Here is a 19,753-nt window from a genome sequence, read left to right as displayed (position 1 = left end):
AGGACTCCGCCATGAAACGACTGATCCTGCTCACCGCCTGCACCCTGGCCCTGGCCGCCTGCAGCAACCCCGAGGAAGAACGCAAGGCGCAGGAGGCTGCCGCTGCCGCCGTGCAGGCGCAGAAGGAAGCCAAGGCCGAAGACGTTGCCAAGCAGTACGACATGGCCGTGGCCGCGCAGGACTGGGAGCGCGCGCGCCTGCATGGCGCCTCGCTGCTGGACCAGTACAAGGACACCGCCGCTGCCGAGCGCATCGCCGCCGGCTTCGACGAGGTCAAGGCCAAGGGCGACGCCGCGCGCGACCTGCGCCGCATGCAGGGGCTGTGGCAGTACAACCAGATTCCGGTCGGCGGCAAGGGCAACCAGGTGTCGGCACAGATCTTCAGCAAGGAACGGGTGGATGTGGATGGCAGCGGCGCCAAGCCGGTGCAGCTGGTGTTCCGCGACCACCCCGAATGGAAGCGTCATGCCTACCTGGTGCTGCAGGCCGGCGATTTCCGCTGCCCGCAGTGCACCGTGAAGGTCGCGGTGGACGGCGGCAAGCCGATCTCCATGGCGGCATGGCGGCCGAAGACCGATGAGGCGATTGCCATGTTCATCACCGACCAGAAGGCGCTGTGGAAGCTGGCAGCCAAGGGCAAGTCGATCAGCATCGAATTCCCGGTCAAGGCCGGTGGCACGCGCACGGCCGTGTTCGAGACCGGTGGCGTGGATGCCAGCCGCATGCCGGCGTGGTGGCATTGACCGTGGATGCACGGGTGGCGGCGCCGGCGCTGTCGACGATCCGCCACTGGGTGTTCGACATGGACGGCACGCTGACCGTGGCGGTGCATGATTTCGCGCGGATCAAGCGCGAACTGGCGATTCCGCAGGAGGATGACATCCTCACCCACCTGGCCGGGCTGCCGGCCGCGGAGGCCAGCGCCAAGCATACCTGGCTGCTGGCGCACGAGCGTGCGCTGGCCGCTGCGTCGCAGCCGGCGACGGGGGCGGTGGCGCTGGTGCGCGCGCTGCAGGGCACCGGTTGCCGTCTGGGCATCCTGACCCGCAACGTGCGCAGCCTCGCGCAGGTCACCCTGCAGGCGATCGGGCTGGGCGACGTATTTGCCGAAGACGACATCATCGGTCGCGACGAGGCCGAGCCGAAGCCCTCACCTGCCGGGCTGCAGTACTTCCTGCGGCGCTGGCAGGTGGAGCCTTCGCAGGTGGTGATGGTGGGCGACTACCGCTTCGATCTGGAATGCGGCCGCGCGGCAGGCAGCCGCACGCTGCTGGTCAATGCGCCGGACAACCCGTGGCCGGACATGGCCTGTTGGCATCTGGCCGATTGCGCGGCGGTGCTGGAGCGCTGGCGAGGCTAGCGCGGCGCCCTGTACGCGCTGTGGCGGGAATCTGGGCCCCGCCACAGCAGTCAACTCTCGACTGTCATCACAGTGTATTGTGCGAGGCCGGCTGGACGTTCTTCGACTGTCCTGCCGGGGGTGAAGCGGAGGCGGTTGGGGACCATCACCGCTCACAGCCGCGGCCTGATCGAAGCAGCGGTGGGCGTTGAAGGTGCCGGCGGGTGGTTTCGCTGCGCTGGTGGTTGTGTCGGGTAACACGTTGTCTGGTGTGGCCCGCTGCCAAGGATGGGGCATGGGTGTCCTTTGCTCCATTTCTGGATTCCTTTCATGCTCCGAGCTGTGTGGGTGTCGCTGTACCGGCGTCTGTGTCCGATTGCCACCTTCTTCCTGTTTGGCCTGGTAGCTCTGTCGTTGTCGCGACTGGGGTTGGCGCTGTGGCATGCCGCGCGCGTCAGCGCCGCCGACGGGTGGGCCACGGTGTTCCTGCAGGGGCTGCGGGTGGATGTGTCGACCCTGTGTCTGCTGTACGGCATCCCGGCGGTGCTGGCGCTGCTGTTGCCGCTGGAAGGACGCGTGGGCTGCGCGTGGCGCCATCTGCTGCGGTGGTGGCTGATCCTGGTTAGCGTGCTACTGGTGTTCATGGAGCTGGCCACGCCGAGCTTCATGGCCGAGTACGGCCTGCGCCCCAATCGCCTGTTCCTGGAATACCTAATCTATCCCGAAGAAGTCGGGATGACGCTGCTGCGCGGCCATCTGCTGGCCGTGCTGATCGAAGTTGCCGCGGTGATCGTGCTGTTCTGGGCATTGCTTCGCGGGTCGCGGCGCTGGGTCGGCAACAGCCCGATGGTCGCAGTCGAAGCCGGATGGCTGTGGCGGCTGCCATTGGCGTTCCTGGTGCTGCTGCTGGCGGCGCTGGGCGTGCGTTCCAGCCTGGGTCATCGGCCCTTGAATCCGGCACTGGTGGCGTTCTCGACCGACCCGACCATCAACGCCTTGCCGCTGAATTCTCTGTACACCGTCGGCTATGCCGCGCGGCAACTGGCGACCCGCAGCGAAACCTCGCGCGTCTACGGTGACCTGCCGCTGGCCGAGGTGGTCAGCGAACTGCGCGCCAGCAGCGGCCTGCCGGCATCGGCATATGTATCCGACGCATTGCCGAGCCTGGCGCTGCGTCCGCCGCAGTACCAGGGCAAGCCGCGCAATCTGGTGATCGTGCTGGAAGAAAGCCTGGGCGCGCAGTTCATCGGCAGTCTTGGCGGGCGGCCGTTGTCGCCCAATTACGACCGCCTGAGCAGACAGGGCTGGGCGTTCGAGCGGCTGTACGCGACCGGCACGCGTTCGGTACGCGGCATCGAGGCGGTACTGACCGGGTTCCCGCCGACCCCGGCCGAATCGGTGGTCAAGCTGCCCGCCAGCCGCCAGCGATTCTTCACCCTGGCCGATGTGCTGGGGCGGCATGGCTACGACACCGGCTTCTATTACGGCGGCGAAAGCCATTTCGACAACATGCGCGAGTTCTTCCTCGCCAATGGCTTCAACCGCATCGTGGATCGCAAGGATTACCGCAAGCCGGCATTCGTCGGTTCCTGGGGCGCGTCGGATGAAGACCTGTTCGGCCAGGCCGACCAGCAGTTCCGGCAGCTGAAAGCACAGGGCAAGCCGTTCTTCGGCCTGGTGTTCACCTCCAGCAACCACGATCCGTTCGAGTTCCCGGACGGCCGCATCGACCTGTACGAGCAGCCGAAACAGACCCGCGACAACGCTGCCAAGTACGCCGACTACGCGCTGGGCGATTTCTTCCGCAAGGCGATGGCCTCACCGTACTGGGAGGACACCGTGTTCCTGGTGGTGGCTGACCATGATTCGCGGGTGTTCGGCAAGAACATGGTGCCGATCGGCAACTTCCATATTCCCGGGTTGATCCTCGGCGGTGGCATCGAGGCGCGCCGCGATACCCGCATCGTCAGCCAGATCGATCTGCCGCCGACCCTGCTGTCACTGCTGGGCATTGCCGATCCGACCCCGACGGTGGGGCAGGACCTGACCGACCTGCAACGGCTGCAGCCGGGGCGCGCGCTGATGCAGTACGACCGCAATCTGGCATGGATGGAGGGCAACGATGTGGCCATCCTGCAGCCGGACAAGCCAGCGCAGGGCTTCCGCTATGACCCGGCCAGCGATCAGCTGCAGCCGCAGCCGCTGCGGCCGGAACTGGCACGGCGCGCACATGCCTACGCGATGTGGGGCACGCTGGCCTACGAAAAAGAGCTGTACCGCCTGCCGGAGAAGGCCAAGCCCTGAGCTGGAAGGGCGGTGCGGTGCCATGCCCGGCGAGCGCGCAGCGCGGGCTGCATCCGGAGCCGAAGGTGTCTGGTCGGAAAGCCGCCGGGCATGGCCCGGCGCTACCAGAGCGGTGTCGGCCGCTGGCCGGCGGTGTCGACCAAGGTCGACACCTACCAGGGCGCAGCGTGTCGACCAAGGTCGACACCTACCAGGGCGCAGCGTGTCGACCAAGGTCGACACCTACCAGGGCGCAGCGTGTCGACCAAGGTCGACACCTACCAGGGCGCAGCGTGTCGACCAAGGTCGACACCTACCAAGGCGCAGCGTGTCGACCAAGGTCGACACCCACCGAGCGGGTGCGCGGGCAGTTTGGTTACACGCTCAGCGCGTAACCAAATTGCTGCTTGAACTGCTCGTTGAACTCATCGAAGGTGAAGCGCTGGTTCTGGGTGCCCGGGTGCTCGACCTTCAGCGCGCCCATCAGGTTGCCCATGCGGCCGATGGTCAGCCAGTCGAAGCCCTTCTGGATGCCGTAGATCAGGCCGGCGCGGAAGGCGTCGCCACAGCCGGTCGGATCGACCACGCGGCGCTCGTGCGCCGGCGGGATGTCGTAGCTCTTTTCCGGAGTGTGGATCACCGCGCCCTTCGGGCCGCGGGTGGTGATGTAGGCCTTGACCCGGCTGACGATCTCTTTTTCGTTCCAGCCGGTGCGTTCCTGCAGCAGGTTCGACTCATAGTCGTTGACCACCACGTAATCGGCCTGCTCGATGAACTCGCGCAGTTCCGGGCCGTTGAACAGCGGCATCGCCTGGCCCGGGTCGAAGATGAACGGCACGCCGTCTTCGTGGAATTCCAGCGCGTTCTGGATCATGCCTTCGCGGCCGTCCGGGCCGACCAGGCCCAGGCTGACACCCGGCACGTCGCGCACGTGGTTTTCGTAGGAACGCATCATCGCGCCCGGGTGGAAGGCGGTGATCTGGTTGTTGTCGTGGTCGGTGGTGATGAACGCCTGCGGGGTGAACAGCTCATCGATCACACGCACGCGGGTGAGGTCGATGCCCAGTGCATCGAAGTGCTCGCGGTACGGGCCGAAGTCCGAACCCACCGTGCCCATCGGGATCGGGTCGCCACCCAACAGGTGCAGGTTGTAGGCGATGTTGCCGGCGCAGCCGCCGAACTCGCGGCGCATGCGCGGCACCAGGAACGACACGTTCAGGATGTGCACCTTGTCCGGCAGGATGTGATTCTTGAACTGGTCCGGGAACACCATGATGGTGTCGAAGGCAAGAGAACCACAGATCAGAGCGGACATCGATGTAAGCCTATGCGGTGAATTTTGGGATGGGCCGGCCCACTTCGGCAGGCAAGCAAACGGCGCCCTTGGGCGCCCGACGGCGCAAAGGTTACCCGCTGGTGCCGCTCAGGGCCAGAACCGGGTGATGCCCGATCAGGCCGAAAGCCTGTGAAGGCGCGGGTTCAGCTGGATTTCTCCTTGCTCGGCGGCAGGCAGGTTGCTAGGCTTGTCGACCTCGATTTCTGCCCATTTTTTCGCCATCCCGCGTTGGGCGCGACACCCCTCAGGATCAACTCCCAGATGTTCAAGAAACTGCGCGGCATGTTCTCCAATGACCTGTCCATCGACCTGGGCACGGCCAACACCCTCATCTATGTGCGTGGGCAGGGAATCGTGCTGAACGAGCCGTCCGTGGTCGCGGTGCGCCAGGATCGCGCCATTGGTGGTACCCGGTCGGTGGCAGCCGTTGGCGCCGAGGCCAAGCAGATGCTCGGCCGTACCCCGGGCCACATCACCACCATCCGCCCGATGAAGGATGGCGTCATCGCCGACTTCACCTACACCGAGGCGATGCTCAAGCACTTCATCAAGAAGGTGCACAAGTCGCGCTTCCTGCGCCCGAGCCCGCGCGTGCTGGTCTGCGTGCCGGCCGGCTCGACCCAGGTCGAGCGCCGCGCCATCAAGGAATCGGCCGAGGAGGCCGGTGCCCGTGACGTGTTCCTGATCGAAGAGCCGATGGCGGCCGCGATCGGCGCCGGCATGCCGGTCACCGAGGCCCGTGGCTCGATGGTCATCGACATCGGTGGCGGCACCACCGAAGTGGCGGTGATCTCGCTCAACGGCATCGTCTATTCCGCTTCGGTGCGCATCGGTGGCGACCGCTTCGACGAATCGATCACCAACTACGTGCGCCGCAACCACGGCATGCTGATCGGTGAAGCCACCGCCGAGCGCATCAAGGTCGAACTGGGCTGTGCCTACCCGCAGGCGGAAGCGATCGAGATGGAAATCTCCGGCCGCAACCTCGCCGAGGGCGTGCCGAAGATGATCAAGATCAGCTCCAACGAAGTGCTTGAAGCGCTGCACGAGCCGCTGTCGGGCATTGTCAGTGCGGTCAAGCTGGCACTGGAACAGACCCCGCCGGAACTGTGCGCCGACGTCGCCGAGCGCGGCATCGTGCTGACCGGTGGTGGCGCCCTGCTGCGCGACATGGACCGCCTGATTTCCGAGGAAACCGGTCTGCACGTGCAGGTGGCTGACGACCCGCTGACCTGCGTGGCCCGCGGTGGCGGTCGTGCGCTGGAACTGGTCGACATGCACGGCAACGAGTTCTTTGCGCCGGAATAAGCCGTCCCGGCTGCCTGCGCCAGCAGCGCCCCTCCGGGGTGCGGCCCGCCACATCGGCGGGTCGGCACCGGCGGGGCGCCCGCGTGTTTCCCTTCCGCCTTCTGCCAGTTGAATCGCTGCCGTGCCGCCCTACGCCGGACCTCCCGTCGCTTCCCGATCCGGTGATGCCGCCAGCCCGCTGCGGCTGCTGGCCTATCTCGCACTGGCAATCACCTTGATCGTCCTCGACGACCAGGCCGGCTGGCTGGCGCGTCTGCGCGAGCAGGCCAACAGCCTGGTGCAGCCGGTGTGGGCGCTGGCCGGCCTGCCCGGCAAGCTCGGCGGGCAGGTGCGTGACTCCGCCGCCAGCCACGGCCAGCTGGTGACCGAGAACCGCGAGCTGCGCAACCAGCTGCTGCTGGCCAACGCCCGCCTGACCCGTCTGCAGACCGCCGCGCTGGACAACGCCCAGCTGCGCGAACTGCTGAACGTGGCCGAGCGCAGTGGCCTGGACGTGCAGCTGGCGCCGATCCTGGACATCGACCTGGATCCGGTCAAACAGCGCCTGGTGCTGGATGCCGGCAGCCGCGAAGGCGTGCACGTCGGCCAGGCGGTGATCGATTCCGGCGGCCTGATGGGCCAGGTGATCAACGTGACTGCGGGCAGCTCCACCGTGCTGTTGCTGACCGACCCCGACCACGCGGTGCCGGTGACCGTGGCCCGCAACGGCGTGCGCCTGATCGTCTACGGCCGCGGCGACAAGCTGGAACTGCGCGACATTCCGCTCAGCGCCGGCGTGGAAGTGGGCGATGAGATCGTCACCTCCGGCCTTGGTGGTCGCTTCCCGGCGGGATTCCCGGTCGGCACCATCACCGGGCTGCGCCCGGACGATACCCATGCCTTCCTGGTGGGTGAACTGAAACCGGCCGCGCAGCTTGATCGCGGCCGAGACGTGCTTCTGCTGCGCCCCGGCGCAGCGATCCGCATTCCGCCGAACCTGCGCCTGCAGATGGAGCAGGGTGCTCCCGGTGGCCCGGTCGATGCCACAGCGCTGCCGACCGGCGCCGCGCCTGCAGGGACGCAGCCCACCCCGGTAGTGCCGGCCGCTGGCCAGCAGCCGTCCTCGTCTGCGACGAGGCCGGCTGCCCCCACACCTTCGGCGACGCAAACCTCTCCGGTAGTGCCGGCCGCTGGCCGGCAACCGCAGCAAACTCAACCTCAGCCGACCACACCGGAGGCGCAACGATGAGCCGCCTTCGCGACAACCGCTGGGTGCTGCCGGCCAGCGTGGTGGTGGCCCTGCTGCTGGGCCTGCTGCCGTTGCCGGCGCTGCTGCAGCCGCTGCGTCCGTATTGGCTGGCACTGGTGCTGGCGTACTGGGTGATCGAAGCGCCCGAGCGCGTCGGCCTCGGCATCGCCTTCGCCAGCGGCGTCGTCGCCGACCTGCTGTATGGCGGGGTGCTGGGCGAACAGGCGCTGCGGCTGGTGATGCTGGCCTTCATCCTGCAGCGCTTCCGCGCGCGCATCCGCTTCTTCCCGATGTCGCAGCAGATGCTGGCCATTGGCGGCCTGTTGTTCAACGACCGCATCGTCAGCGCGCTGGTCCACATCCTGGTGGGCGAGCCGACGCTGCCGTGGTCGTACTGGTGGGCACCGCTGCTCGGCATGGGCCTGTGGCCGCTGGTGTTCGTGCTGCTGGACGCGGTGCGCTTCGGCAAGCGCGGGCGCTGAGCCATGTTGCCGCGTCGCCAGGTCAAGAATCCGCACGCCGAAGCCGAACAGTTCCGGCGCCGCGCGGCGTTGGGCTTCTTCGGCGTGCTGGTCTGCCTGCTGGGCCTGGGCGGCTGGTACTTCAAGCTGCAGGTGTTGGACCACGACATCTACGCCACCCGGTCCGAAGCCAACCGCATCAAGCCGCGGCCGGTAGTGCCCGGGCGCGGCATGATCTATGACCGCAACGGTCGGTTGCTGGCCGAGAACGTGCCGGCGTTCCGCCTGGATGTGACCCCGGACAAGGTCAAGGACATGGATGCCACCCTGGAAGGGCTGGCGAAGATCATCCAGATCAGCCCGGAAGAACTGGAGGCGTTCAACAAGTCGCGCAAGGCGCGCCGCAAGTTCCTGCCGGTCACGCTGAAGCTGCGCATGAGCGATGAGGAAATGGCGCGCTTCGCGGTGGACCGCTGGCGCTTTCCCGGCGTCGAGCTGGAACCGTACCTGACCCGTCGCTACCCCTATGGCGACCTGTTCGCGCACATCATCGGCTACGTCGGCCGGGTGGACGACAAGGATCTGGAGATCCTCGGCGAAGGCAATGCCGCGCTGACCCATATCGGCAAGTCCGGCCTGGAGCGCTATTACGAGCAGGAACTGCGCGGCAAGGTCGGCTACGAGCAGGTCGAGACCAACGTGCAGGGCCGCGCGATCCGCACCATCGGCCGTGTTGCCGCGCAATCCGGCGCCGACCTGAGGCTGTCGATCGACGCCGACCTGCAGCGGGCGATGGTGGCCGCCTTCGGTGAACAGGAAGGCTCGGCCGTGGCGATGGACCCGCGTACCGGTGAAGTGCTGGCAATGGTCAGCCTGCCGTCCTACGACCCGAACCTGTTCGTCAACGGCATCTCGCATGCCGACTTCAAGGCGCTGAACGACAACCCGTCGCGCCCGCAGTTCAATCGCCTGGTACTCGGCGGCGTCGCTCCCGGTTCGACCCTGAAGCCGTTGATCGGCCTGGCCGGCCTCGATTCGGGCGTTCGCCGTCCGGAGGACAAGGTGCTGTCGACCGGCATGTTCTACCTGCCCGGCACCTCGCGTGGCTGGGGCGATTCGCACCGTGGCGGTCACGGCTGGACCGATCTGCGCAAGTCCATCGCGCAGTCGGTCAATACGTATTACTACCGGCTGGCGTTGGACCTGGGCATCGAGCGGTTCGACCATTACATGGAGTACTACGGCTTCGGCCAGCCGACCGGCATCGATCTGACCGGCGAGATCTCCGGCATCCTGCCGTCGCCGGCCTACAAGCGGAAGAGCCGCAAGGAAGCCTGGTATCCCGGCGACACGGTGAACATCAGCATCGGCCAGGGCGACTGGAAGGTCACCCCGCTGCAGCTGGCCCGTGGTGTCAGCGGCCTGGCCAATGGCCAGCTGCGCACGCCGCACCTGGTGATGCAGCAGCGTGCTGGTTTCGACAGTGACTGGGTGACGACAGAGCCCGGCCCGAGCAAGCCGGTCAGCCCCAATCCGAACAATCTTCAGGCCGTGCGCGAAGGCATGATGGCCACCATGCTTCCCGGCGGCAGCGCCGCACGCATGGCGGCCGGCGCGCCGTACACGATGGCCGGCAAGACCGGTACCGCGCAGGTCGTCAGCCGCAAGGGCACGGCTGCGGTCAATCCCAGAAGCCTGCCGATGCACCTGCGCCACCGTGCGCTGTTCGTCGGCTTCGCGCCGGCCGAGCAGCCGGTGATCGCGCTGGCCATCGCCGTGGAAGGCGGCGGTTATGGCGGCGCGGCGGCCGCACCGATCGCGCGCAAGATCTTCGATGCCTGGCTGCTGGGCAAGATGCCTGAGGGCATGCAGTCGCTGGACAGCGAACGCGGCACCACCGCCATCGGCATCACCGCCTTCGACAACGAGGACGTGAACGCGCGCCCGGCCGGTGACGCCGCTGCCGCCGAGCTGGGCGAGCACCCGGTGCTGATCGGCATGCCTGCACCGCCACCGGCGCCAGCCCCGGTTCCGGGTTCACCGTCTGCTGCGGCCATGCCTGTCGGTCCTCGCCCGACTGTCGCGGCGGAGGCCAGCCGATGAGCGCGTTCCTGCGGTGGGCCGGCGAAATGCTGCAGCGGTTCTTCAGCAGCCTCGACTGGGTGCTGTGCCTGGCCCTGGGCGCGCTGATGGTGATCGGCCTGGCAACGTTGAAGAGTGCTGGCGGCGATGGCCTGGTGATGGCGCAGGGCGTGCGTTTTGCCGTGGGCCTGGCGGCGATGTGGGGCATCTCGCGGGTGCCGATCCTGCGCATCCGCTCGGCGACGCCGCTGATCTATGCCATCTCGATGATTCCGTTGCTGGCGGTGTTCGTGCTGGGCACGGGCAAGTACGGCCGGCAGTGGCTGGACCTGAAGTTCTTCTACCTGCAGCCGGCCGAGCTGCTCAAGGTCAGCCTGCCGATGATGGTGGCCTGGTACCTGCACAAGATGCCGCTGCCGCCGCGCTTCAACACGGTGCTGGTGGCGATGGTGATCATCGGCGTGCCGACCGGGCTGGTGATGCTGCAGCCGGACTTCGGTACCGGCGTGCTGATCGCCGCCAGTGGTGTGTTCGTGCTGCTGCTGGCCGGCCTGCCGTGGTGGTGGGTGGGGCTGGGCGTGGGCGGCGTGGCGGCAGTGGCGCCCGTTGCCTGGTTCTGGCTGCTGCGGCCGTACCAGAAGGACCGCATCATGATGTTCCTGGACCCGGAGATGGATGCGCTGGGCGCGGGCTGGAACATCATCCAGTCGAAGATCGCCATTGGTTCAGGCGGTTTCGATGGCAAGGGCTGGGGTGAAGGCTCGCAGTCGCACCTGAATTTCATTCCCGAGCAGACCACGGACTTCGCGTTCTCGGTGCTGAGCGAGGAGTTCGGCTGGATCGGCGTGGCGCTGGTGCTGACGCTGTATCTGGTGGTGATCGGGCGCTGCCTGTGGATCGCCAGCCAGTCACGCGATTCGTATTCGCGCCTGCTGGCCGGTGCCACGGGCCTGGCGTTCTTCGTCTATGTGCTGGTGAACGGCGGGATGATCTCGGGCCTGCTGCCGGTGGTGGGCGTGCCGATGCCGTTGATCAGTTACGGCGGTACGTCGGCGGTGTCGCTGCTGGCGGGGTTCGGGTTGGTGATGGCGGTGCGTCGTCACAATCCGGTGCATGGCGGGTATGGGTAGTTTCCAGCCATCGGCGCAGCCCCTCGTGGGTGGTTGCTGAAAGCAACAGCCGTGGTTGGCCGGGCGGGGTGGACTGCGCAGGGGGCGCTGCAAGTACGTCCATGTAAGCTCGGTCGCCGCATCCATGCGGCTCACGCCCCTGCGCAGCCCACCCCGCCCGGCTTCGACAGTTTCCTGCGGTTGCCACCCACGCAAAGAGAAAAACAGAGCAGAAGCGGGTCGCTTCGCTCTTTGTAGTGCCGAGCCATGCTCGGCTCAGGAATGCACGCATCACGCCGCCTGCAACTGCACATCCACATATTCCGACAGGCCTCTGCAGGCCAGCAGCAGACCTTCGCGGGCGTCATCGCCCAAGTGCTGCATGTCGTCACCGTCCACGCGCACGCGTTCGCTGGCGTGCAGCAGTTCCAGCAGGAAGGTCAGCCCGGCATTGGCGCGGTCGATGCGTGCCATCGCCATGCACTGCGCCTGTGTTCGCCCCTTGCGTGGCCACGGTTGGCCGTCGGCGGCTTCCACCTGGCGGATGCGCTGCAGGCAGTCCAGCAGGGTAGGGCCGCCGGGGCTGTTGGCGGCCTGCGTTGCGGTGAGCGTGGTTTCCAGCGCGCGGGCGATGTCATCCGGCAGCTGGTGGGCAGCCTCGCCCAGCGTGGCGAACAGGTACGGGTAGGTGGAGGCGGACATGGCGGCATCCTTGTGCGATGGGCAAGGGCCACCCCGCGCGCATGCGAGGGTGGCGGACGATGCGTGGCTCCAATACCGGGGACAGACAGTTCCGGCGGGCACGAGGCCCTCCACGCACCGCCCGCCAAAGACGCACGGACGGATTGCCAGCCGACGTCGCTCAACAAGGAGAAAGCGACGTCGGCCGGCAAGCGTAAACAACTGTCTGTCCTTTGGGATTGGAGTCCCGTGCCACCCGTTGTCGGTGGCACTACATGATGTGCGCGGAGGCGCTGCCGCTCCAATCAGAATTGTTTGAAACCCGGAAAATGCGGACGCCAAGGGCATGCGGTGCAGGAGGTGTCGATAGCGACAAACAGCGCAGTAGTCGTGCGCAACCTCATTGTTCAACCCATGGGATCGTCCCGGGCCAGATCCGAACGGCCAATGAGATCGCGCCGAGGCTTCACCGGCTCCGGATCCGACAGGCCGCGGAAGGATTCGCCCAGCAGCGGGCTACCTATTCCATACACCTGCTTTCCAAGCAATGTCTGCATACCCTGCTGCCAGGCCAACAGCATGCGCTTGCCGATCTCATGGAAGCCCGCGTGCTGCGCCATTGCGTCGCGTACTGTGGGCGCCACCTCGTCGATGGCCTGGCCGATCTGCTCGACAATGGCCCGCTGTTCGCGAGCGGGAACGTTGAACACCGAAAGTAGCGCCCGCTCCAGGAGCTTGCCGGGCTCCCACGTCTTGCGCCCGCCCAGGCTGATGGCCGGAGGATTGCGTGCAAAGTCGGGATAGGCCGCCGTGGTCAGCATGTCGTACACCGGCGTGATCTCCGCATCGTCGCGCCCGGTGTAGCGCAGTGCGACGTTCTTCGCGTGGCAATCGGCATTGCGCAGCGCGTGGGTCAGCAGGATCTGGGTGGCCAGATGCCGCAGCGCCTGCTGTCTCCCCGGGCCACGTACGTGGTCGCGTACTGCCTTGGCGATGCGCTCCCAGGTCGTGTCGTACTTCTCTGCCGGGCGCATGCCCAGCAGCGCACAGAAATCTTCCATGCCGTACTTGAGTTGGCCGGCTTCATCTACATCGAAGCGATGCACGACCAGCGCCTGTCCGTCACGAGAGACCTCGGTGCGCGCGGTGGGCAGCACCCTTGCCGCCACCTGCATGGTGAGGTGCTCGTTGAGCGCAATGAATGGCAGGTTGGCCGCCGAGCCCTTGATGATGTGCTGGCGGGTGAACAGGGTGACCTTCTTGCGCGGGTCCTGATCGGTGACCTCGCGCTGGTCGAGAAACTTGGGTACGACGCCGGAAACACCACTGGTTGCATGCTGTCGTACCAGCTGCTCGAATGCCTCCACTGAGTTGTCGCCCTGCAGCAGCTGCGCCACATCCACCGCCCGGGTCGGCTCATCCAGCGGCGCGCCGCGCGGCACCACTTGCACCCGGCCGATCATGTTGCGACCGATCACCGACAGCAGGTTCATCGGGCCACCGCCGATCACCGGACCGAACTCCTCCTGCAGCACTTTCAGCAGATAGCCTTCGGGCAGGTTCATCTGAAAGAACGGCTGCAGCTGATCGTTCCAGTCCCACGGCTCGCGCCGTACCGGCATGGTCAGCGACACCAGGTCGTCAGGCACCACATCGGCGTTGTACAGCAGACGGCAGTTGAAACTGTCGAGGCTTTCCAGCGTTGCCACCTCGCGCCCGGCCACATGCACAGAGAGTGTCATCGCCGCACCCCATGCTCACGGGCAAGCGACTCCAACGAGCCGGCATGGCCCTCCAGGCTGTACTGCATCTCCATGCCCAGCACGGCCAGCACCGCCAGCAGCTTGCGGGCACCAAAGTCGGTGGCCTTGCCCAATTCGAAGCGGGACAGGGTATCGGAGGCCACCCCGGCACGTTCGGCGACGTCGATCTGGGTCATGCCCAGCGCCCGGCGGCGCTGGGCGACCGCCAATCCAAGTTCGGAGAGGGTCTGCATTAGATTTATAAGTCTAAATATTGTCAAACAAGGCAGATATTAGATGTATTTGTCTAAAATTCAAGTGAACCCTCTCGCGTTTCAGCCATGCGCCCCGTCTGCCTGCAGCCGAGCCAGTTCCACAGGCCCAGGTCAATTTTAGACAAATACATCTAAATTCAGGGTATTACGCTCAAATTTAGACGAATACATCTAACTTCTCCGCCCTCCCGGGCTGAGGCGACCGGTGAACGGCAGCTGGGGCATGACCATTGCAGCGACAGCTTGGCGAAAGCGCCGATCGCTACCCTGCCACGGGTGAAATGGAAACGAATGCTTGGCGGCTGCCGTGAGATAGTGCGCACGATCGATCTGCCGTTGCTGGTCGCGTTGTTGATCCTGATGGCTGCAGGCCTTGCGGTGCTGCACAGCGTGAACGGACCGGTGGCGGGGCAGGCGATGCGCTTTGCGATGGGTCTGCTAGCGATGTGGCTGCTGTCGCGGGTCTCGCTGCTGCGCCTGCGCGCGTGGACACCTGCCATCTATGCGCTGTCGATGCTTCCGTTGATGGCGGTGTATGTGATCGGTACCGGTAAATACGGGCAACGCTGGCTCAACCTTGGCGTGTTCTATCTGCAGCCCTCGGAGCTGCTCAAACTCAGCCTGCCGTTGATGATGGCCTGGTATCTGCACCGTCAACCGCTGCCGCCATCGCCGCGCACGGTGCTGACGGCAGCGGTACTGATCGGGGTGCCAGCGGTGCTGATCCTGATGCAGCCCAATCTCGGTACCGCCACGCTGGTGACCGCCAGCGGCGTGTTTGCGTTGCTGCTGGCTGGCCTGCAGTGGCGTTGGGTGGTGGCCGGCTTGAGTGCGGTGTCGGTGGCTGCGCCACTGGCGTGGTTCGGGCTGCTGCGGCAGTACCAGAAGAACCGTGTCCTGACCTTCCTGGATCCGGCCGCCGATCCCTTGGGCACCGGTTGGAACATCCTGCAGTCGCGCATCGCCATCGGCTCGGGTGGCATGCAGGGGCGTGGCTGGGGCCACGGCACACAGGCCACGTTGGATTTCCTGCCCGAGTACACCACCGATTTCGCGTTCTCGGTGTTGGCCGAGGAATTCGGCTGGATCGGCGTGGTGACGGTGTTCGCCTTGTATCTGTTCGTGGTCGGGCGTTGCCTGTCGATCGCGGTGCAGGCACGAGACACGCACGCGCGGCTGTTGGCCGGCAGCCTGGGCCTGGCGTTCTTCGTGTACGTGCTGGTCAACGGCGGGATGATTTCCGGCTTGCTGCCGGTGGTGGGCATTCCGATGCCGCTGATCAGCTACGGCGGCACCTCGGCGGTGTCGTTGCTGGCGGGCATCGGCCTGGTGATGGCGGTGCGCGGGCACCGGCCGGTACACGCGTAGGTTTCCAGCCAACGGCGCAGCCCCTCGTGGGTGGGCCGCTCAATGCGATTCATCGATTGGGCCGGGCGGGTGGGCTGCGCAGGGGACGCCGTAAACCCATCCATCGGGGCTTGTCCGCGGCATCCATGCCGCAGACACCCCTGCGCAGCCCACCCGCCCGGCCTCTGACGGTTTCCTGCGGCGTCCACCCACGCAAGAAGAAAAAAGATCAAAAGCAAAAGCAGCATGGCCCTGCCTGGCTCAGAGTGAAGCGACCGGCTGTTGCTCTTCGCTCTTCTTTTCTCTTTGCGTGGGGGGACGCCACAGGAACGTGTCCGTGGCCGGGTAGATGGGCTGCGCAGGGGCGTGAGCCGCATGGATGCGGCGACCGAGCTTACAGGGACGTACTTGCAGCGGCCCCTGCGCAGCCCATCTACCCGGCCCTCCCCATGAATCGCTTTGCGGCCACCCACGAGGAGCTGCGCCGTTCGCCGACCTTCGCCGCCGATGCACGCATGAATCTGCGCAAGAGCATTTCTGTAATCGTTCCCACAACGCCGCACAGCAGCATGGCCGCTGACGAAGTTCCATTAAAAGTGGGCACCAATTCACATTTTGACGCCGCGTTGATCCTGATCAATGGACTTGTCGCAATCGGCCTGCACAATGGCGGCCCGTTCGGCATGGCGCGCCGTCTTTGATGCAGCGCGAGGGGCGTCGGATGGGAAAGCAGTACTGATCCAACTGGTACAAGGAGCGCGGAGCACTGCCACTGGGGAGCGGCAGCCGCGCAGGTACCGACCGGGTCCGGCGGCCGGTTGCGTCTGCGGGGATGGGGACGCAACCGGCAACCTCTGCCTGAATGGGGCAGGTCAATCACGACGCCTTCACATTTCGTGCTGAACGCGAGCAAATCGTTGTGATTCATGGTCTTAGGGGTTTTAATTCATCCATGACCTGCTAACCTGCGGTGATGATTCGACGTTCTCTGGCCTGCATGCTCACCCTCGGCCTGGTCGCCTGTGCGACCCAGCCGACGTCCCCTCCGACTTCGCCCCAGGCCAGCAGTACGCCGCGCCACCCGGCGGCCAAGCCTCAGGGCCCGGCCGAAGCCGCGCCGGAAGCGGCAGCCGCTACGGCTGCGCCGGTCGATCTCACCCCGGTGCCGTTCGAAACCGCGCGCGCGAAATTCATTGCCGACACCGCGAAGCGTTATGGCCTGAAGCCCGATGAGATCCGCAACGTGCTCGACCAGGCGCAGGTGCGCCAGCCGATCATCGCGGCCATGTCGCGGCCGGCAGAACGGGTCAAGCCGTGGAACGAATACCGGCCGATGTTCATCAGCAAGGCGCGCATCGACGGCGGCAAGGCGTTTCTTGCCCAGCATCGTGCCGAACTGGACCGCGTACAGCAGCGCACTGGCGTACCGGCTGAAGTGATCGTGGCGATCATCGGCGTGGAAACCAGCTACGGCAAGAATGCCGGCAGCCATCGCGTGCTCGACGCGCTGTATACGCTGGCCTTCTATTACCCGCGCAGTGGCGACCCGGCCAAGTTGGAACGCGAAGTGCGCCGCGAGCTGTTCTTCCGCGATGAGCTGGCCAAGCTGTTCGAGCTCGGCCGCGAGGAAAAGCTGGACATCACCACGCTCAAGGGCAGCTATGCCGGCGCGATGGGCATGGGCCAGTTCATGCCCTCCAGCTATCTGGATTACGCGGTGGACGGCAACGGCGATGGTCGCCGCGACCTGTTCACCAGCTACGACGACGTGTTCTCGTCCATCGCCAACTACTTCGTGAAGAAGGGCGGTTGGGTGCGCGGCGGCCAGGTCGCCGTGCCTGCCACGCTCGCTGCCGGCCGCGAAGAGTTCAACCCGACCGAGTGGATGCCCACCTGGTCGCTGGCCGATCTGGCCCAGCGTGGCTACCAGCCGAGCGCACCGGTGCAGCCGGGCGCCACCGCCACCCCCATCACGCTTGAAGGCAGCGCCGGCAAGCAGTACTGGCTGGGCTTCCAGAACTATTACGCGATCACCCGTTACAACCTCTCGAAGATGTACGCGATGGCCGTGTTCCAGTTGTCGCAGGCCATTGCCGGACAGGAGCTGCCCCCGGCATGAACATCAGATGGCTGGTCCCTGGATTGATCGTCCTCGCGCTGGCCGCCTGCAGCAGCGCGCCGAAAAAGCCGGCGACCGCCGGCCATGGTGGCAAGCCGTCCGGCACGGTGGTGCAGGGCAAGGGCGGGCGTCCGGCGCATTGTCCGGAGGGCTCGCCGTACGCGGCCGCCACCGAGGACCTGTCCACCCGTGGCAACTACACCGCCGGTGGCCTGTACAAGCCGGGCGTGAAAGACACCACACCCAGTTATGTGCCCAACGTGGCCTGCATTCCCGAGCCGCTGGTCACCAATGAAGACCGCTCGGCGATCGGCAACAAATCGCCCTACGTGGTGCTGGGCAAGCAGTACAAGGTGCTCGACGACACCCGCAACTACGTTGAACGCGGCACCGCTTCGTACTACGGCGCCAAGTTCCACGGCCGCCTGACCTCCAACCGCGAGGTCTACGACATGTACCAGTTCACCGCTGCGCACAAGACGCTGCCGCTGCCCAGCTTCGCCCGCGTGACCAACCTGGACAATGGCGAATCGGTGATCGTGCGCGTCAATGATCGTGGTCCGTTCCACGATGGCCGCGTGGTCGATCTCAGCTATGCCGCCGCTGTGCGCCTGGGCATCACCCAGCGCGGTACCGGCAACGTGGAAGTGCGCGCGGTGCAGCCGGGTGAAACCAACCTGATGGCGCAGAAGCCGTCGCGCCGCGAACGCCGTGCTGCTGAAGCGGCGGCGGCCACTGCTGCTGTCGCCAGCGCACCCGCGCCGCGTCCCGCAGTGCCGGTCGTGGCCACCGCCACGCCACGCAGCCCGGCCCCGACCAGCAGCCCCAGCCTGTCGCAGAAGGTGGTGGGCGCGGTGATGCTGCAGGTCGCCAGTTTCTCCAACCGCGACAACGCCAACCGGGCGATGGGCCAGCTCAACGCCGCCGGCATCGTCGGTGCCACCATCAGCGACATCGCTGCCGGCGGGCGTACCCTGTGGCGCCTGCGGGTTCCCGCCAGCGACCATGCCAGCGCGGCGGAACTTGCCGGGCGCATCTCGGGTCTGGGCTTTGGCTCGCCACAGATCGTCAAGGACTGATTCCGCCCGGGCCGGTGCTGCCGGCCCTTGCCGCCCCGGCCTTACAATGGCCACCTCGCCCCATCCTTCATTTTCCGGCCGTCCCCTGGAGCCTGCTGTCCCATGAATTTCCGTTCCGCCGCCACTGCCCTGGCCGCCACCCTGGTGGTGGGCCTGGCCTCCGCCCAGACGCCGCTGCCGACCCCGGCCACCCCGACGCCTGCCGCCGCCGCTGCCCCCGCCACCGTGGCCACGCCGCCGGCGCCCGCACCCAGGGTGTCCAAGGCCTGGGTGCTGATGGACTACGCCACCGGCCAGGTACTGGCAGGTGAGAACGTCAATGAACAGCTGGCCCCGGCCAGCATCACCAAGGTGATGACGTCCTACGTGATCGCCGCCGAGGTCAAGAACGGCAAGGTCCGTCCCGATGACCAGGTGATGATGAGCGAGCGCGCCTGGCGCGAAGGTGGCGCCGGCACCGACGGCAGCTACAGCGGCTTCCCGGTCAACCAGACTGCACGCCTGGAAGACATGGAAAAGGGCATGGCGATCCAGTCCGGCAATGACGCCGCGATCGCCCTGGCCGAGCACGTGGCAGGCAGCGAAGAAGCCTTCGCTTCGCTGATGAACAGCTACGCCGCCAAGATCGGCATGAAGAACTCGCACTTCGTGAACGCCCACGGCCTGACCGCCCCGGGCCATCACAGCAGCGCCTACGACCTGGCCCTGCTGGGCCGCGCGATGGTGCGCGATTACCCGGAAACCTACGCGTACAACAAGATCAAGGAATTCCAGGTCGGCACCATCAAGCAGCCGAACCGCAACCTGCTGTTGTGGCGCGATGGCAGCGTGGACGGCATCAAGACCGGCCACACATCCGAGGCCGGCTACTGCCTGATGAGTTCGGCCCAGCGCGGTGACCAGCGTCTGGTCGCGGTGGTGCTGGGCGGCGAGTCGGAAAAGCAGCGCGCCGATGACAGCCTGGCCCTGTTGAACTGGGGCTTCCGCTTCTTCGAAACCCACCGCCTGTACGAGCCGGGCAAGGCCGTGGCCGAGCACAAGGTCTGGAAGGGCACCACCGACAAGGTGCAGTTGGGCGTGGCCCAGCCGATGCTGGTCAGCGTGCCGCGCGGCCGCTACAACGACCTGAAGCCGAGCATCGACGTGCCCAAGACCCTGGAAGCACCGTTCACCGCTGGCCAGAAGATCGGCACCGTGAAGGTCACCCTGGATGGCAAGCTGGTGGCCGAAGCGCCGCTGGTGGCCGTGGCTGCGGTCGAGCAGGCCGGCTTCTTCAAGCGCCTGTGGGACAGCTTCTGGATGTGGTGGGAATCGGAATGATCCGCAGCCTGCTGCGGTGAACGGAAAAGGCCGGCAAATGCCGG

General features: G+C 66.2%; 17 protein-coding genes. 13 read left to right on the top strand and 4 right to left on the bottom strand.

The window, feature by feature from the left end; genetic code table 11:
• Nucleotides 1-11: 11 nt before the first annotated feature.
• From QOL57_RS09730 to QOL57_RS09720, 3 genes are all read left to right on the top strand, one after another.
• The gene (locus QOL57_RS09730) at nucleotides 12-743 is read left to right on the top strand and encodes a hypothetical protein (RefSeq protein WP_089236957.1); all 732 of its coding nucleotides are present in this window, start codon (nucleotides 12-14) and stop codon (nucleotides 741-743) included.
• Nucleotides 731-1,360: an HAD family hydrolase gene (locus QOL57_RS09725; RefSeq protein ID WP_342351548.1), complete on the top strand. Its 630-nt coding sequence runs from the start codon at nucleotides 731-733 to the stop codon at nucleotides 1,358-1,360. Before QOL57_RS09730 ends, QOL57_RS09725 begins: the two co-directional genes overlap by 13 nt.
• 309 nt (nucleotides 1,361-1,669) lie before the next feature.
• Nucleotides 1,670-3,643 (top strand): LTA synthase family protein, encoded by a 1,974-nt coding sequence (locus tag QOL57_RS09720; protein ID WP_089236955.1) that lies wholly within the window; start codon nucleotides 1,670-1,672, stop codon nucleotides 3,641-3,643.
• Between the two features lie 355 nt (nucleotides 3,644-3,998).
• Here the strand turns inward: QOL57_RS09720 and QOL57_RS09715 are convergent, their stop codons facing one another.
• Nucleotides 3,999-4,937, bottom strand: coding sequence for a carbohydrate kinase family protein (locus QOL57_RS09715; protein ID WP_049463859.1), 939 nt, complete (start codon nucleotides 4,935-4,937; stop codon nucleotides 3,999-4,001).
• A 282-nt stretch (nucleotides 4,938-5,219) separates the two neighbouring features.
• Between QOL57_RS09715 and QOL57_RS09710 the strand changes: the two genes are divergently transcribed.
• The 5 genes from QOL57_RS09710 to rodA (QOL57_RS09690) all read left to right on the top strand — a co-directional run bounded on the left by QOL57_RS09710 (nucleotide 5,220) and on the right by rodA (QOL57_RS09690) (nucleotide 11,167).
• A complete protein-coding gene (locus tag QOL57_RS09710; RefSeq protein WP_025877255.1) occupies nucleotides 5,220-6,266 on the top strand; it encodes a rod shape-determining protein in 1,047 nt (348 codons plus the stop codon).
• Between the two features lie 121 nt (nucleotides 6,267-6,387).
• A complete protein-coding gene (gene mreC, locus QOL57_RS09705) occupies nucleotides 6,388-7,494 on the top strand; it encodes a rod shape-determining protein MreC (protein ID WP_089236953.1) in 1,107 nt (368 codons plus the stop codon).
• Nucleotides 7,491-7,976 carry a rod shape-determining protein MreD gene (gene mreD / locus QOL57_RS09700; protein ID WP_089236951.1) on the top strand — a complete coding sequence of 162 codons (486 nt, stop codon included), beginning with the start codon at nucleotides 7,491-7,493 and terminating at the stop codon, nucleotides 7,974-7,976. The genes mreC and mreD overlap by 4 nt, the downstream gene beginning before the upstream one ends.
• A gap of 3 nt (nucleotides 7,977-7,979) precedes the next feature.
• Nucleotides 7,980-10,058: a penicillin-binding protein 2 gene (gene mrdA / locus QOL57_RS09695; protein ID WP_089236949.1), complete on the top strand. Its 2,079-nt coding sequence runs from the start codon at nucleotides 7,980-7,982 to the stop codon at nucleotides 10,056-10,058.
• Nucleotides 10,055-11,167: a rod shape-determining protein RodA gene (gene rodA / locus QOL57_RS09690; protein ID WP_089236947.1), complete on the top strand. Its 1,113-nt coding sequence runs from the start codon at nucleotides 10,055-10,057 to the stop codon at nucleotides 11,165-11,167. Before mrdA ends, rodA (QOL57_RS09690) begins: the two co-directional genes overlap by 4 nt.
• Before the next feature lie 270 nt (nucleotides 11,168-11,437).
• Here the strand turns inward: rodA (QOL57_RS09690) and QOL57_RS09685 are convergent, their stop codons facing one another.
• From QOL57_RS09685 to QOL57_RS09675, 3 genes are all read right to left on the bottom strand, one after another.
• Nucleotides 11,438-11,848 carry a hypothetical protein gene (locus tag QOL57_RS09685; protein ID WP_089236945.1) on the bottom strand — a complete coding sequence of 137 codons (411 nt, stop codon included), beginning with the start codon at nucleotides 11,846-11,848 and terminating at the stop codon, nucleotides 11,438-11,440.
• A 386-nt stretch (nucleotides 11,849-12,234) separates the two neighbouring features.
• On the bottom strand, nucleotides 12,235-13,569 hold the full coding sequence (locus QOL57_RS09680) for a type II toxin-antitoxin system HipA family toxin (protein WP_089236943.1): 1,335 nt from the start codon (nucleotides 13,567-13,569) through the stop codon (nucleotides 12,235-12,237).
• On the bottom strand, nucleotides 13,566-13,823 hold the full coding sequence (locus tag QOL57_RS09675; protein ID WP_089236941.1) for a helix-turn-helix transcriptional regulator: 258 nt from the start codon (nucleotides 13,821-13,823) through the stop codon (nucleotides 13,566-13,568). The genes QOL57_RS09680 and QOL57_RS09675 overlap by 4 nt, the downstream gene beginning before the upstream one ends.
• Nucleotides 13,824-14,135: 312 nt before the next feature.
• Here QOL57_RS09675 and rodA (QOL57_RS09670) point away from each other — a divergent pair, with 312 nt between their 5' ends.
• The 5 genes from rodA (QOL57_RS09670) (at nucleotide 14,136) to QOL57_RS09650 (ending at nucleotide 19,709) form a co-directional block, all read left to right on the top strand.
• Nucleotides 14,136-15,212 (top strand): rod shape-determining protein RodA, encoded by a 1,077-nt coding sequence (gene rodA, locus QOL57_RS09670; protein ID WP_176429834.1) that lies wholly within the window; start codon nucleotides 14,136-14,138, stop codon nucleotides 15,210-15,212.
• Nucleotides 15,213-15,640: 428 nt separating this feature from the next.
• The gene (locus QOL57_RS09665) at nucleotides 15,641-15,892 is read left to right on the top strand and encodes a hypothetical protein (protein WP_089236939.1); all 252 of its coding nucleotides are present in this window, start codon (nucleotides 15,641-15,643) and stop codon (nucleotides 15,890-15,892) included.
• 272 nt (nucleotides 15,893-16,164) lie between these two features.
• Entirely contained in the window at nucleotides 16,165-17,310 is a 1,146-nt protein-coding gene (gene mltB / locus QOL57_RS09660) for a lytic murein transglycosylase B (RefSeq protein ID WP_089236937.1), read from the top strand.
• A complete protein-coding gene (locus tag QOL57_RS09655; RefSeq protein WP_089236935.1) occupies nucleotides 17,307-18,389 on the top strand; it encodes a septal ring lytic transglycosylase RlpA family protein in 1,083 nt (360 codons plus the stop codon). The genes mltB and QOL57_RS09655 overlap by 4 nt, the downstream gene beginning before the upstream one ends.
• A 102-nt stretch (nucleotides 18,390-18,491) precedes the next feature.
• Nucleotides 18,492-19,709: a D-alanyl-D-alanine carboxypeptidase family protein gene (locus QOL57_RS09650; protein WP_089236934.1), complete on the top strand. Its 1,218-nt coding sequence runs from the start codon at nucleotides 18,492-18,494 to the stop codon at nucleotides 19,707-19,709.
• Nucleotides 19,710-19,753: the final 44 nt, after the last annotated feature.

Source organism: Stenotrophomonas sp. yr243, from assembly GCF_900184195.1.
In the GTDB taxonomy this organism is placed as follows: Bacteria; Pseudomonadota; Gammaproteobacteria; order Xanthomonadales; family Xanthomonadaceae; genus Stenotrophomonas; species Stenotrophomonas lactitubi.
This window is presented reverse-complemented; position numbering and strand designations above follow the sequence as displayed.